This is a genomic window from Micromonospora sp. NPDC005237 (genome assembly GCF_040607775.1).
In the GTDB taxonomy this organism is placed as follows: Bacteria; Actinomycetota; Actinomycetes; order Mycobacteriales; family Micromonosporaceae; genus Micromonospora.
The window spans coordinates 972,546-987,500 of record NZ_JBEXHJ010000001.1 but is presented as its reverse complement, the minus strand read 5'-3'; the positions used below and the strand labels follow the sequence as shown (position 1 = coordinate 987,500).

Genomic DNA, 14,955 nt, shown 5'->3' with positions numbered 1-14,955 from the left:
CGGCAAAAGCGACGCATCCTCGCCTGTACGATGGCGCGTCGTGGCTGTGCCGGTGGTAGACCCCTCGCTGAATCCCGTGACCGACGCCGAGCCGGCCGAGGCCGAGCCGACACGGCGGCCTCGACGCCGTCCGGCCCGAGCCGACCTGTTGGCCCTCGGAGCCTATGTGGTGCTGGGCGTCTTCGTCTGCCTCCACTACTGGGGGGACGTGACCGGCCGGGTGTCCTCGCACCTGCCCACCGACCACAGTTGGTTCGAGTGGCTGTTCGCGCACGGCGCGTACTCGGTGCGGCACCTGGAGAACCCGCTGTTCACGGCCCGGCAGAACGCCCCGGACGGGGTGAACATGATGGCCAACACCTCGCTGCTCGGGGTGACCCTGCCGCTGTCGCCACTGACGATGCTGTTCGGTCCGCAGGTCACGTACGCGCTCTACCTGGGTGGCGCTCTGGCGGCCACCGCCGGCACCGCCTACTGGATGCTCTCGCGGCACCTGGTGCGCTCCCGGGCGGCAGCCTTCGTCGGCGGGGCGTTCCTCGGCTTCGCGCCGGGCATCATCCACCACGCCAACGGCCAGCCCAACTTCGTGTCCAACTTCCTGCTGCCGTTGATCGTGGTGCGGGTGCTGCGGATGGGCGAGCCGGGCCGGTGGCGGCGCAACGGGCTGGCGCTCGGGGTGCTGGTGACCTACCAGATCTTCATCAACGAGGAGATGCTGCTGCTCACCGCGCTGGCCTGCCTGGTCGTCGTGCTGGCGTACGCGGTGCAGCGGCCACGGGCGACGCGCGCCGCGGCCGGGCCGTTCCTCGCCGGGATGGGCGTCGCCGGTGGGCTGGCGCTGCTGCTGGCGGCGTACCCGATCTGGTTCCAGTTCAACGGCCCGCAGTCCTACCGCGGGCTGCAGGGTGGCGTGTTCCACAACTGGGGCGAGGACCTGGTCGCGTTCGTGACCTTCGCCCGGGACACCTGGGCGGGCGACCCGGCGGTGGAGCAGACGATCGGCATGACCGAGCAGAACACCTGGTTCGGCTGGCCGCTGGTGCTGCTGTCGGTGGTGGCCCTCGTGCTGCTGGTGCGCCGTTCGCTGGCCGCCCGGATCGTCGCGGTGCTGATCGTGGTCTTCACGGTGGCCGCGATCGGGCCGCGGGTGCGCTTCGACGGCGTGGAGACCGGGGTGCGCGGCCCCTGGTCGTACGTGCCGGACGACCTGCCCCTGGTCGAGATGATGATGCCGACCCGGTTGACCCTGGTGGTCGCCGCCGCGGTGGGCGTACTGCTGGCGCTGACCTGGGACGCGGCGCACCGACAGGGCCGCCCGGTGGCCGCGCCGGGCCGCGTGCCGGCACCGCGCGCCGGGGAGCCGGCGACGTCCGACGAGCCGGCCGCGACCGCGCTGGCCGCGCCGCGGCGCCGGTGGCTGCGCCCGCTGGGGTACGCGGCGGTCGCCCTCGCCCTGCTGCCGCTCTTCCCCCGGCCGCTGCCCGCCCAGCAGATCGACCCGCCGCCGCACTTCATCACCGCCGGCGGCTGGCGACCGTACGTGCCGGAGGGCCGGACCCTCGTGCCGGTGCCGATCCCGAGCAACGTGCACGGCCTGCCCACGCTGCGCTGGAGTGCCCTGACCGGGCAGGAGTTCCCCGTCCCGGGCGGCTACTTCATCGGCCCCAACGAGCTGGGCGAGGGCGTCTTCGGCGCACCGAACCGGCCCACGAGCAGCCTCATCTACTCCACGATGGACGCCAACGCGGTCCCCGTCCTCACCGACGAGAACCGCCGCCAGGCCGTCGAGGACCTCCGGTTCTGGCGGGCGTCGGTGGTGGTGCTCGGCGCACACCCGCGCGAGGCGGTGCTACGCGAACTGGTCACCGCACTGATCGGGCCGCCGCAGCGGGTCGACGACGTCTGGGTCTGGGATGTCCGCGCGCTTGTGGATCAGCGCTAGCCGACCAGCGTCCGGACGTCCCACAGCCACCCGCCGTCGACCGGGCGGCCGGGGCCGAGCAGCTCCTCGACTGTCCGGCGGACCGGTTCGTCGTGCGTCGACCGGCCGAGCACCACCACGGCGGCCCGCCAGTGCCGCAGGTCGTCGACGGCCTGGCGGCGGTCGGCCTCGGTGAGCACCGGCACCGCGCCGGTCTCGGCGACCCGGCGCAGCAGCACGGCGGTGGGCCGGTCCGGGGCGCCCCAGCGGGCCGCCGGGTCGTCCGGACCACTCGGCCCGATGAAGTACCCGCCCGGGGCGCGGAACGCCAGGCCGGTGCGGGCGGACCAGAGCATCACCGGGCTCAGCGCGGCGCCGGTCACCGGGGGCACCGCCACCACGGTCCGGCCCGCAGGCACCAGCGACCGCCACCCGCCGTCGGCGACGAACCCCGGCACCGGCGCGACCGGCACCGCCCGGATCGGCGTCGGCGTCAGCGGCAGCAGCGCGGCGGCCACCGCTCCCGCCCCCAGCAGTCGTACCGGCAGTCCCGGCACGGCCGGTGACCGGCGAGCCGCCCGCACCCGGTCCACGAAGAGCGCCACCAGGACACCCAGCACCGGCACGCAGACCAGCGCGAACCGGGCCGGCACCGCGAGGTCGAGCAGCGGCAACCCGGCGACCAGCCGGTACGGGCCCGCGACGCCGGTGGCGTTGCCGTCCACCCGCAGGTCGGCGCCGAGCGACAGCAGGGCGAAGACGACACCGCAGCCGGCCAGCGCGCGGACCAGCGGCCGTCGCCACAGCCAGATCACGATGACCACGGCGAGCACCAGCAGGCCGGGGCCGAAGAACGAGTTCTCCTCGGTCGGGTTCGGTGAGAGCAGCCCCGGCAGCCAGTCGTCACCGAGCACGGTCTGCCGGGCCGACGCGGTGAACGACGCGGCGTCGAGCTGGAAGCCGTGCGCGGCGAAGGCCATCCCGGTGTAGTGCTGCGGCCCGTGGAACTGGAACCACAGTGGGTACGCCAGCAGCGTCACCGCCACCACGGCCGCCACCGCGAGTCGACCGAGCAGGGCCGGCGCGAGGCGGCGGGCCGCGGCCCGGTCGGCGAGGGCGTAGCCCAGCGCGAACACCCCGGCGGCGAGCGCCAGGAAGACGAGCACCTCCTCGCCGATGAACACCTGCCACACGAGCAGCAGCCCGAGGCCGACACCGGGCCGCCACACCCCGCGCGGGCTCGACCCGGGACGGAACACCAGGGCGAGGATCGCCGGTAGCAGGAACTGGGCGGCCACGTGCAGATGCGCCCCGGCCTGGGCGATCATGCCGGGGGCGAAGCCACAGACCAGCCCGCCGAGCGCCGCCGCGGAGCGGGCGGTGACCAGTCGACGGCGCAGCAGCGCGTACCAGGCCGTGGCGGTGCCGGCGAGGCAGCCGACCACCGCCACGCAGAACGCCACCTGCGAGCCGAACAGCAGCGTGACCGGGGCCAGCGGGACACCGAGGCCGAGCACCGAGGTGTTCGCCATCAGGTTGACCCCGTCCGGCGCGTTCAGGGCGGTGCTGAAGAGCGGGTTCTCCCCCGCGACGACGGCGTGTGCCGCGTGGGCCAGCATCCACTCGAAGAGCACCTGGTCGCCGGCCTGGTGGAACAGCCGCCCGGGGTGGCCCCACTGGGCGCTGGTCAGCAGCACCGCCAGCCCCAGGTAGCCGGCGACGACCAACGCGTCCGGCAGCCACGCCGGCCGGGGTGGGCGCGCGGTGGGCGGACCGACCGTCGCCGTCTCCGTCGGCGACGACGTCGTTCCGGTGGACATCAGACCGAGCGGTCGGTCAGCGTCCGAACGTCCCACACCCAGACGTCCAGCTCCTGGCGACCGGGGCCGACCAACTCCTCGACGGTACGCCGCAGCGGTTCGACGTGCTGCTGACGAACCGGCAGCACCAGGATCGCCGCGTGCCAGTGCCGCAGCTCGTCGGTGAAGCGCCGACGCTGCCGGTCGTCCAGCTTGGGGGTCCGGCCGGTGGTCGCCACCTCCTCCAGCAGTTGGCCCACCCCGCTGGGCCGGCCGCCGAACCGACCGGGGTCGCCGGTGTTGCCGTTGCGGGGGGCGAGGAAGTAGCCACCCGGGATCTTGAAGTCGAGGTTGGTGGCCGCCGCCCAACGCATGCCGTGGGTGTTGCCCATGCTGGGCACCGGGATCGGCACCAGCGTCTGGTCCGGGCCGACGTACGCCCGCCAGCGGTCGGCGGTGATGAACTCCGGCACCGGCGGCCGGGACACCATCCGCAGCGGCATCGGGGCGATCGGCAGCAGCGCGAACGCCAGGCCGGCGGCGGTGAGCGTCCGGACGGTACGCCGGTCGGCCGGGCGCAGCTCCCAGGCCCGCTCGACGGCGAGCGCGAGCAGCAGACCGATGACCACAGTGGTGATCAGGCCGAACCGGGTCGGCACGACCGCGTCCAGCAGGGGCAGGTGCACCAGCAACTCCCACGGCCCGGTGATCAGCTCCCGGTCCCACCAGGAGATCCGCTCGCCGAGGGAGAGCAGGGCGAAGAAGCCACCGGTCGCGGCGAGCGCCCGCACGACCATCTCCCGCCGCAGCCACACCACGACACCGACGGCGAGCAGCGACAGACTCCAGCCGAAGAAGGCGTTCTCCTCGGAGTAGTTCGGGGCCAGGTTGACGTTGGCCCGCTGGTTGCCGCCGAGGGTGGCCGAGCCGGGGGCGAAGAAGGCGGCGATGTCGTTGCCGTAGTCCTGCACCGCGTCGCTGAGCCCGTGGTACGCCATCGGCCCGGCGAACTGCACGTACAGCGGGTACGCCAGCAGCGCCCCGGCCAGCAGCGCGCAGGCGGCGAGGCCGGCGGCCAGCGGTCGCCACGCCGCCCGCCAGCGGGCCGGCTCCTGGGCCACCACCGCGAGCAGGAAGATCCCGCAGGCCAGCGCCGTGAAGAGCAGGATCTCCTCGTTGATGAACGCCTGCGCGGTGACGAGCAGGGCCAGCAGGGCGCCGTCGCGGACCGGCCGGCGCGAGCGGGTGAGCACCAGCACCCGCCAGACGATGAACGGCAGCAGGAACTGGCTGATGATGTTCGGGTGCCAACTGGCGTGCGAGAGCATCGCCGGGGAGAACCCGCAGAACCAGCCGCCCGCCGCGGCCGCGAGCGGCGTCCGCACGACGTGGCGGCGCAGCACGAGGTACCAGGCCATCGCGGTGCCGGCGAGGCCGAGCGTCACCAGCACCACGAAGGACACCGCCGGCCCGAACAGCAGGGTCACCGGCACCATCGGGATGCCCAGCGCCAGCACCGCCGTGTTGGCCATCAGGTTGACGCCGTCGGGGTAGTTGAACTGCTCGGTGTAGAACGGGTACTCACCGTGCAGCACCACCCGCACCGAGTGGGCGAGGAAGAACTGCACCTGGGCCGGGTCTCCGGTGTAGAGCGACGCCACCCGGCCGGCCGGGTCCAGCCAGATCCGGCTGGTCACCCAGAGCGCGGCGAGCAGGAACAGCGCGCCGACCGCCAGGTGCTGCCGTCGCCGGGTCCAGCGGGCCCACCGACGTCGGCGCGGCCCGGCAGTCCCCTCGTCGCCGTCGCCTTGCGCGGGTACGCCAGCCGGGGTGACTTCGACGGGTACGCCAGTCGGGGTGGCTCGGGCCGGCGGCGCTGCCGGGGTCTCGACCGGCGCTGCCGGTGGGGCTTCGGCCGGCGCGGCGGCGACCGCCGTCGTGGCGGGTGCGGGCTCGGGCTCGCGCTGAACGGTGCCCACGCCGGCACCGGCACGGGCGGCCGGAGCAGCGGAGCCGCCGGGAGCGCCGACGGCCCTGGCCCGGGAAGCGGTGGGAGTGTGGTGGCTCACTGTCTCGTCGGGGCCGGCCGCCTCCGGGTGCGGCGCGGACAGGGCGCGGGACTCGGCAGGCGTCACAGTCGGCGGAGTCTACCCGAGCGGCGAAAAGGCACTAAAGCCCCGGTGACGTCCATTGTGGTGGGTGCGGGGCCGGCCAGCGGCGGCGTCGCGTCGGACATCTCGTACTATGGCGCTTTCCCACAACGACGGCGAGGCGATCGGGGGCGGATCAGGTGACTCCGGGCCGCCGGCACGGCAGGGCGCTCAGCGTCCTGCTGACCGCGCTGTTGACCGCCACCGCGTGCGGTCCCGTGGCGGAGCGCACGCCCCGCGACCTGCGGGTGGGGTACGACAGCCTCGACGGCACGCTGGCGGTGTGGCCGCCCCGGGGCGACCTGGCCGGTGACGCGGCGGCGACGGCGGCGGTCACCAGGGCCGTCCGCGACTGGCGCTCGCCGGCTGACGACCGGGCGCACCTGCCCTCGTCCGGCATCCTCTTCTCGGGCCGGGTCGACGGGGCGCCGGTGGCCCTGGTCGCGGCCGACGTGCCCGGTGAGAGCGCCTCCTGGCTGCTGCAACTCACCGGCGACGGCGGCCGGTACGCGATCGCCCGCGCCACCGAGTACACCGACCCCGGCTACCTGGTCTACTCCGACGTCCTGCCGGTGCAGACGGCCGGTGGTCGGCGCTACCTGGTCTCCGCCCGGGTGCAGCAACTGCTCGGGCCGCAGGGCCGGGCGCTGACCGTCGCCGACGGCCTCAGCGCCCCGGTCGACGTGCCGGCCTGCACGGCGGTCGGCGTGACGGCAACCCTGCGGGCCACCGAGTCGCTGCCCCGCGGGCGGGCCGCCGACCGGCTGCTCGACCTGGGCACCGGCACGACCGACCCGCGCTATCCGCTGGTCCGTGACGAGTCCGGCGCGGGCCGGCGGGCGCTCACCGGCCTGGACACCTGCGTGCTGGCCGGCGAGCGGGGTCCGTTCGGCAGTATTCCGCGACGGATCGGCGACCGGGACGCGCCGAAGTCGGTGCCGACGTCCTGGCCGATGGCGAAGCTCTCGGTCCGCTCGCTCGGTGAGGTGGCTCTCGGCGGCGGCGAGCCGGCCGAGTTGCAGCAGCTCAGCTGGGACACCGACGCCGGCACGATGACCGCGGTCGTCTACCGGCCGGCGGACGGGAGCGCGCCGGTGGTCTCACCGGCCGACCGGGCCACGCCGTTGCAGACGTACCAGCTGCCGGTGCCCGGCCAGCCGCTTGTGGTGCTCAGCTGGCGGGCCACCCGGGACAGCTCCCTCTCGGTGCCGCCCGGCACCCCGCTGCTGGTGGAGCGCCCCGGCCTGGTGGTCGTCCCCGAGCCGGCCAGCACCCAGACCTACAGCCTGGCCAACACCGACAAGACCCACTACCGCTCCGTGTCGCCCCGCTCCCGCTAGCCCTCGCGATCGTGCACTTTCTGCCCCGCACGGCGACCGGAAGTGCACGATCGAGGTAGGCGGGAGGGCCGCACGCCGACGGCGGGCGGGCCCGTAGGGGCCGCCCGCCGTCGGTCGAGCCGGGTCAGTTCTGGGCCGGGGTCTTCGTGGGGGTCAGCCGGTCCGGGGTGGCGTCCAGGCCGGAGATCCAGCCGGTGACGTTGCGGGCGACGTCCTGGGCGGTCAGGCCGAGGTCGGCGAGGATCTGCGCGCGGGTGCCGTGCGGGTGCCAGTCGGCCGGTACGCCCAGGTCCTTGAGCGGCACCCGGACGTCGGCGTCCCGCATGGCCTGGCCGAGGGCGTCGCCGACTCCGCCGACGCGGACGCCGTCCTCGACGCTGACCACGAGCCGGTGCCGGGCGGCCAGCTCGACCAGCTCGGCCGGGACCGGGCGGACCCAGCGGGGGTCGACGACGGTGACGCCGTAGCCCTGCTCGGCGACCCGGGCGGCGACCTCCATGCCCAGCTGGCCGAAGGAGCCGACGGCGACGAGCAGCACGTCGGTACGCGCCGACTCGGCCAGCACGTCGACCGGGCCGACCCGGCGCAGCGCCGGCAGGTCCGCGGCGACCGCGCCGGTCGGGAACCGCACGACGGTCGGGCCGTCGTCGGTGGCCAGCGCCTCACGCAGCTCCTCGCGCAGCGTGGCGGCGTCCCGGGGAGCGGCGATCCGCAGGCCGGGAACCACGCCGAAGACCGACATGTCCCAGATGCCGTAGTGGCTGGGGCCGTCCGGGCCGGTGATGCCCGCCCGGTCCAGCACGAAGGTCACCGGCAGCTTGTGCATCGCCACGTCCAGCAGGACCTGGTCGAAGGCGCGGTTGAGGAAGGTGGCGTAGACCGCGACCACCGGGTGCAGACCGCCGAGCGCCAGGCCGGCCGCCGAGGTGGCGGCGTGCTGCTCGGCGATGCCCACGTCGTACACCCGCTCGGGGTACTTGCGGGCCAGCTTGGCGATGCCGGTCGGCTCGGCCATGGCGGCGGTGATGCCCACCACGTCCGGCCGCTCGTCGGCGACGGCCAGCAGCTCGTCGGCGAAGACGTGGGTCCACTTCACCGAGGGGGCGGCCAGCAGCGCGCCGGTCTCCACGTCGAAGGCGCTGCCGGGGCCGTGCAGACAGTCCGCCTCGTCCTCCTCGGCCGGGCGGTAGCCGTACCCCTTGCGGGTGACGGCGTGCACGATCACCGGGCCGCCGAAGTTCTTCGCCGCGCGCAGCGCCGACTCGACGGCCGCCACGTCGTGCCCGTCCACCGGGCCGACGTACTTGATCCCGAGGTCCTCGAACATGGCCTGCGGGGCGACCGCGTCCTTGATGCCCTTCTTGACCGCGTGCAGCACCTCGTACATCGGCTTGCCGACCAGCGGCGTCGAGCCGAGAGCGTCCTTGACCGTGTCGAGGACCTTCTCGTAGCCGGGGTTGAGCCGCAGCGAGGAGAGGTGGTCGGCGAGACCGCCGATGGTCGGCGAGTAGGACCGGCCGTTGTCGTTGACCACGATGACGAGGGAGTTGCCGGCGGTGGCGATGTTGTTCAGCGCCTCCCAGCACATGCCGCCGGTCAGCGCGCCGTCGCCGACCACGGCCACGACGCTGCGCGCCTCGCCCCGCAGGGCGTACGCCTTGGCCAGGCCGTCGGCGTAGGAGAGCGCGGTGGAGGCGTGCGAGTTCTCGATGAGGTCGTGCTCGCTCTCCGCCTGGCTGGGGTAGCCGGAGAGGCCGCCGCGCTGGCGGAGCTTGTCGAAGCCGGCCTGGCGCCCGGTGAGGATCTTGTGCACGTACGCCTGGTGGCCGGTGTCGAACAGGAGCCGGTCCCGGGGGGAGTCGAAGACGCGGTGCATGGCCAGCGTCAGCTCGACCACACCGAGGTTGGGCCCGACGTGCCCGCCGGTGCGGGAGACCTTGGCGATCAGGAAGTCCCGAATCTCCGCGGCGAGCACATCCAGCTCCTCGCCCGACATCCGCTTGACGTCCTGCGGACCGCGTACCGTCCCCAGCAACCGACCGTGGTTGGCCGTGTCCTCTTCAACACTCATGACCGGAGAGTCTATCGGCCGCCCGGTACTCCGCAGCCTGGCCCGAGCCGCTTACACCGGACCAGCCGACTGAGCGCCTGGTCAGGCCGGCGGCAGCAGCAGTCCGACGCACTCGACGTGCTGGGTCATCGGGAACAGGTCGAAGCCGCGCAGCGCGGCCAGCCGCCAGCCCAGCTCGGCGAAGGTGCGCACGTCCCGGGCGAAGGCGGCCGGGTCGCAGGCCACGTACGCGACCGCCCGCGGACCGGCGGCGGTCAGCGCGCGCACCACCGGAGCGCCGGCGCCCGAGCGCGGCGGGTCGAGCACCACCACGTCGACCGGGCCGGTGATCCGTCGACGGGCCAGCGCGGTCTCCACCCGGGCCGCCACCACCTCCACGCGGGGCAGGTCGGCCAGGTTCTCCCGGGCGGCGGCCACGCCCTGCGCGGCAGCCTCCACCAGGGTCACCCGACCGGACGCGCCGACCCGGGCGGCCAGCCCGGCGGCGAACAGCCCGGCGCCGCCGTAGAGGTCCCAGGCCACCTCGCCCGGACGCGGATCGAGCAGCTCCAGCACGGCCGTGGACAGGGTGTCCGCCGCCGCCGGGTGCACCTGCCAGAAGGCGGACGCGGGCAGCGCCCAGTCCCGCCCGGCGGCCACCTCGCGGACCTCGGTAGGCCCGCTCACCGGCGCGGCCACCCCGTCGCGGACCTCGGCGACGCTCACGTCCCCGCCGGTGCTGGCGACGGTCTCCACCGCCTCGGCCGCCGGCCAGCGCGTGCCGGTCGGGGTGAGCACCGGCAGCTGCTGGATGGCCGGGTGGGCGATCCGGCAGCGGTCGATCGGCACGACCTCGTGCGAGCGGTGCTTGAGCAGGCCGGCGCGGTCCGCGGCGTCGACCGCGTAGCGGACCCGCGAACGCCAGCCCAGGAGCCCGCCCGGCAGCGCCTCGACCTGGACGCCGAGCCGGTCCAGCTCGGCGTCGGTGAGCCCGCCGAGGCGGACCAACTGCTCGCGCACCACTGCGGTCTTCCAGGCCAGTTGCGCGTCCGGGGCGACGTGTTGCAGATCGCAGCCGCCGCAGGCGCCCGGCCTCGCGTACGGGCAGGGCGGCTCCACCCGGTCCGGTGAGGGCTCCAGCACGGTCACGGCGTCGGCCCGGACGAACCCCCGGTGCACCTCGGTGACCTCGGCGATCACCCGCTCGCCGGGCAGCGCATGCCGGACGAACACCACCTGCCCGTCCACCCGGGCCACGCAGTGCCCGCCGGGGGCGACCGCGTCGACGGTCAACTCGACCCGCTCCGCCTCCGCCAGGCCACGTTCGGCCCCGACGGGTGGCGAGGCCGCCGCGGTCCGCTCAGTCACGGCCGTTCCCGACCGTTTCGCTGTCCACCGGGCCGGACTCGTCCGGCGGCGGCGCGGTGACCACGGCAGGCACGGTGCCCCGCGGCCCGCGCGCGGGGGTCCGGGAGAGCGTGGCGTCCAGCCGGTCCAGGTTCTTGCTCGCGGTCGAGGCGAGCTGCCACGGAACGCTGACCACCATCACCCCCGGTTCGAAGAGCAGCCGGCCCTTGAGGCGCAGCGCGCTCTGGTTGTGCAGCAGGTTCTCCCACCAGCGTCCCACCACGTACTCCGGGATGAAGACGGTGACGACGTCGCGCGGTGACGTACGGCGGGTCGAGGCGACGAAGTCCAGGATCGGCCGGGTGATCTCCCGGTACGGCGAGTCGACCACGGTGAGCGGGATCGCCATCTCCCGCCGCTCCCAGTCGGCCTGCAGGTCGCGGGTGTCCTTCTCGTCCACGTTGACGGTCACCGCGGTCAGCGTGTCCGGCCGGGTGGCCCGGGCGTACGCGATGGCCCGCAGCGTCGGCTGGTGCAGCTTGCTGACCAGCACGATCGCGTGGTTCCGGGCGGGCAGCACGGCCCGGCCCTCGTCCGGTGGGGTCAGCTCGGTGGCGACCCGGTCGTAGTGCCGGCGGATGGCCAGCATCAGCGCGTAGATCACGGCCATCGCCGCGATCGCGATCCAGGCGCCGAGCAGGAACTTGGTGATCAGGACGATCACCAGCACCGTGCCGGTCAGACCCATGCCGAAGGTGTTGATGGCCCGGGAGCGGTGCATCCGCTTGCGGGCCTCCGGGTCCCGCTCGGTGCGCAGGCGTCGGTTCCAGTGTCGGATCATGCCGGCCTGGGAGACGGTGAACGAGACGAAGACGCCGACGATGTAGAGCTGGATGAGGCGGGTCACCTCGGCCTGGAACCCGACGATCAGCACGATCGCGAAGAGGGCGAGAAAGGTGATGCCGTTGGAGAAGGCCAGCCGGTCGCCCCGGGTGTGGAACTGGCGGGGCAGGTAGCGGTCCTGGGCGAGGATCGAGCCGAGCACCGGGAAGCCGTTGAACGCGGTGTTCGCGGCCAGGAAGAGGATGAGCGCGGTCATCCCGGCCACCACGTAGAGCAGGAACGAGCCGGAGCCGAAGACCGTCTCGCCGAGCTGGGTGGTCACCGTCTTCTGCACGTACCCGTCGGGGCCCGAGACGATCTGCAGGGCCGGGTCCTCGACGAACTGCAGGTGGGTCAGCCGGGCCAGCCAGATGATCCCGACGAGCAGGCTCACCGCGATCGCGCCCAGCAGCAGCAGCGTGGTGGCGGCGTTGCGGCTCTTCGGCGCCTTGAACGCGGGCACGCCGTTGGAGATCGCCTCGACACCGGTGAGCGCGGCGGCGCCCGAGCTGAACGTCCGCAGCAGCAGGAAGACCAGCGCGAAACCGGTCACGCTGTGCTCGGCCTGGATGACCAGGTCGGCACTGGGCGCACGCAGGTCGTCGCCCAGCACGAAGACGCGGAACAGCCCGGTGAGCAGCATCGCGCCCATCACGATCACGAAGCCGTACGTGGGGATGGCGAACGCGGTGCCCGACTCGCGCAGCCCGCGCAGGTTGACCGCGGTCAGCAGGATCACTGCGAGCACCGCGATCATGACCTTGTGGGTGGCCACGAACGGCACCACCGAGCCGAGGTTCGCCACGCCGGAGGAGACCGACACGGCCACCGTGAGCACGTAGTCGACCAGCAGGGCGCTGGCCACCCCGACCCCGAACTTCGGCCCGAGATTGACCGTGGCCACCTCGTAGTCGCCGCCGCCGGAGGGGTAGGCGTGCACGTTCTGCCGGTAGCTGGCCACCACCGTGAGCATCACCACGACCACCGCGAGGGCGATCCACGGGGAGAACAGGAACGCCGACGCCCCGGCGATGGACAGGGTCAGCAGGATCTCGTCAGGCGCGTACGCGACGCTGGACAGCGCGTCGGAGGCGAACACGGGCAGCGCGATGCGCTTCGGCAGGAGGGTGTGCTGCAGTCGGTCGGACCGGAACGGTCGACCGAGCAGCAGTCGCTTCAGCAGCGAGGTGGGTCTGGCCACGAACGCCAAGGGTACGACCACCACGGTGAGAACGCGGGGGTGGGCGATCACCGTCGGCCGACAGGACGCGGTACGGTCGGTCCCGCTGTCGACCCGGACGTGGCAGGCTCGAACTCGGAGCCACCGGCGGCGAAAGGGCCAGCGGCAGCGGTACGCACCTTGGGAGGGACAGCGTGCACGTCGTGATCATGGGATGTGGCCGGGTCGGGTCGACCCTCGCCCACAGCCTGGAGTCCCGGGGGCACTCGGTGGCGGTGATCGACCAGGACGCCGACGCCTTCCGCCGGCTCGGCCCCGACTTCGCCGGGATCACGGTGACCGGGGCGGGCTTCGACGGCGAGGTGCTGCGCCAGGCCGGCATCGAGCGCGCGGACGCCTTCGCGGCCGTCTCCAGCGGCGACAACTCCAACATCATCTCGGCGCGGTTGGCCCGTGAGACGTTCGGCGTGTCCCGGGTCGCGGCCCGGATCTACGACCAGCGCCGGGCCCAGGTCTACGAGCGGCTGGGCATTCCCACGGTGGCGACGGTGCGCTGGACGGCCGACCGGATGCTGCGGCACCTCGTGCCCGAGGGCAACGTGGAGATCTTCCGCGACCCGACGAGCACCGTGTCGATCGTCGAGGTGCCGGTGCACAAGGAGTGGATCGGCCGGCCGGTGCGCGTCCTGGAGGAGGCATCCGGTGCTCGGGTGGCCTACCTGATCCGCTTCGGCATCGGCACGCTGCCCACCGCGTCCACCGTCGTACAGGAGGGTGACCAGGTGTTCATGCTGGTCAGCGACGACATCGTGGCGACGGTCACGTCGGTGGCGGCGACCCCGCCGGAAGGGGGGCACTGAGCCATGCGGATCGCCATCGCGGGCGCCGGCAACGTGGGCCGCTCGATCGCCCAGGAGCTGATCGAGAACGGCCACCAGGTGATGCTGATCGAACGGCAGCCGAAGATGCTCCGGCCGGACCGGGTGCCGGCCGCCGAGTGGGTGCTCGCCGACGCGTGCGAGGTGGCCAGCCTGGAGGAGGCCAACGTCGCCGGCTGCGACGTGGTGGTCGCGGCCACCGGTGACGACAAGACCAACCTGGTGCTGTCGCTGCTGGCCAAGACCGAGTTCGCGGTGCCCCGGGTGGTGGCCCGGGTCAACCGGGCGGAGAACGAGTGGCTCTTCACCGAGCAGTGGGGCGTCGACGTCGCGGTGAGCAAGCCCCGGGTGATGGCCGCCCTGGTCGAGGAGGCGGTCACCGTCGGCGACCTGGTCCGGCTGATGACCTTCCGGCAGGGCGAGGCGAACCTCGTCGAGATCACCCTCCCGCCGACCGCTCCCTACGTCGGTCAGCCCCTGCACGCGGTGCCGCTGCCCCGCGACTCCGCCCTGGTGGCGATCCTGCGCGGCAAGCGCGTCCTGGTGCCCAGCCCGGACGACCCCATCGAGGCCGGCGACGAGCTGATCTTCGTCTGCACTGCCGAGGTGGAGGACGATGTCCGTGCGGTCATCCTCGGCCCGGACAGCGTCGAGCGGACCCGCGGCTCACACTGAGCCGTCGGGCGCGGGCGGCGCGGTCGCTCAGGCGCCGGGCAGCGGGGTGGGTTGCGGCTCCCGGGTGACCCGGCGCACCGTCCAGACGGTGATGAGCAGCAGCAGCGCGTACGGGGGGTAGCCCAGCGCCAGCCGGGCCACGCCCAGCGCGGTGTCCTGGTGGGCCAGGTAGAGCCCGGCCTGCACGCCCACCTTGGCGAGCCACACCACGCCCCAGAGCACGGTCAGCCGGGTGAAGACGTGCACCAGCTTCGGGTCGGCCCGCCACTCGGAGCGGCCCTTGGCGACCAGCACCGACCAGATCCACCCGACGAGGGGCTGCCGGATGGCCGCCGAGATCAGCAGGGCGATGCCGTAGCCGATGCCGTAGAGGATGCCGGGAAGGTAGAAATCCCGCTCGTCACCGGTGCGCCAGGCGATGGCGGCGCCGATGCCCACCCCGAACAGCCCGTTGACCGCGTGCCGGATCGGCCGGCGCTGAGCCAGCCGCAACCCGGCGATCAGCAGCGCGACGGCCACCGAGGCGATCACGGCGGGCCGCAGGTCGCCGATGATGTTGGCGAGCACGAAGACGACCACCGGGATGCTGGACTCGACCAGCCCCCGCCAGCCGCCGAGCTGGTCGGCCATCTGCTCGGCGATCGTGGGCAGCGGCTCGTCGTCCTGCGGAGGATCGGTCTCCGGCTGTGCTGCCCGGTGCTGTCCCGTCGTCATGCCCGGCCTTCCGTCCGCG

At 73.6% G+C, this 14,955-nt stretch carries 10 protein-coding genes; 4 read left to right on the top strand and 6 right to left on the bottom strand.

Annotated features, from left to right (window positions below; genetic code table 11):
- The first annotated feature begins 46 nt into the window (after positions 1-46).
- Entirely contained in the window at positions 47-1,942 is a 1,896-nt protein-coding gene (locus ABZT87_RS04690; RefSeq protein WP_355133704.1) for a hypothetical protein, read from the top strand.
- Here ABZT87_RS04690 and ABZT87_RS04685 read toward each other — a convergent pair.
- Positions 1,939-3,741: a hypothetical protein gene (locus tag ABZT87_RS04685; RefSeq protein WP_355133606.1), complete on the bottom strand. Its 1,803-nt coding sequence runs from the start codon at positions 3,739-3,741 to the stop codon at positions 1,939-1,941. The genes ABZT87_RS04690 and ABZT87_RS04685 overlap by 4 nt on opposite strands.
- Positions 3,741-5,456: a hypothetical protein gene (locus ABZT87_RS04680; protein ID WP_355064055.1), complete on the bottom strand. Its 1,716-nt coding sequence runs from the start codon at positions 5,454-5,456 to the stop codon at positions 3,741-3,743. The genes ABZT87_RS04685 and ABZT87_RS04680 overlap by 1 nt, the downstream gene beginning before the upstream one ends.
- A 593-nt stretch (positions 5,457-6,049) precedes the next feature.
- Between ABZT87_RS04680 and ABZT87_RS04675 the strand changes: the two genes are divergently transcribed.
- Complete coding sequence (locus ABZT87_RS04675) at positions 6,050-7,210, top strand: hypothetical protein (protein WP_355133702.1); 1,161 nt, start codon at positions 6,050-6,052, stop codon at positions 7,208-7,210.
- 124 nt (positions 7,211-7,334) lie between these two features.
- Here ABZT87_RS04675 and dxs read toward each other — a convergent pair whose 3' ends face one another.
- From dxs to ABZT87_RS04660, 3 genes are all read right to left on the bottom strand, one after another.
- Entirely contained in the window at positions 7,335-9,281 is a 1,947-nt protein-coding gene (gene dxs / locus ABZT87_RS04670) for a 1-deoxy-D-xylulose-5-phosphate synthase (RefSeq protein WP_355063976.1), read from the bottom strand.
- An 81-nt stretch (positions 9,282-9,362) separates the two neighbouring features.
- Positions 9,363-10,628 (bottom strand): TRAM domain-containing protein, encoded by a 1,266-nt coding sequence (locus tag ABZT87_RS04665; RefSeq protein ID WP_355133604.1) that lies wholly within the window; start codon positions 10,626-10,628, stop codon positions 9,363-9,365.
- On the bottom strand, positions 10,621-12,690 hold the full coding sequence (locus ABZT87_RS04660) for an APC family permease (RefSeq protein ID WP_355133602.1): 2,070 nt from the start codon (positions 12,688-12,690) through the stop codon (positions 10,621-10,623). The genes ABZT87_RS04665 and ABZT87_RS04660 overlap by 8 nt, the downstream gene beginning before the upstream one ends.
- 173 nt (positions 12,691-12,863) lie before the next feature.
- Between ABZT87_RS04660 and ABZT87_RS04655 the strand changes: the two genes are divergently transcribed.
- Together ABZT87_RS04655 and ABZT87_RS04650 are read left to right on the top strand one after the other, a co-directional pair.
- Positions 12,864-13,529, top strand: coding sequence for a TrkA family potassium uptake protein (locus tag ABZT87_RS04655; RefSeq protein WP_266251020.1), 666 nt, complete (start codon positions 12,864-12,866; stop codon positions 13,527-13,529).
- Positions 13,530-13,532: 3 nt separating this feature from the next.
- The gene (locus ABZT87_RS04650) at positions 13,533-14,222 is read left to right on the top strand and encodes a TrkA family potassium uptake protein (protein ID WP_234587936.1); all 690 of its coding nucleotides are present in this window, start codon (positions 13,533-13,535) and stop codon (positions 14,220-14,222) included.
- 27 nt (positions 14,223-14,249) lie between these two features.
- Here the strand turns inward: ABZT87_RS04650 and ABZT87_RS04645 are convergent, their stop codons facing one another.
- Entirely contained in the window at positions 14,250-14,936 is a 687-nt protein-coding gene (locus ABZT87_RS04645) for a DUF3159 domain-containing protein (protein ID WP_354862494.1), read from the bottom strand.
- Positions 14,937-14,955: the final 19 nt, after the last annotated feature.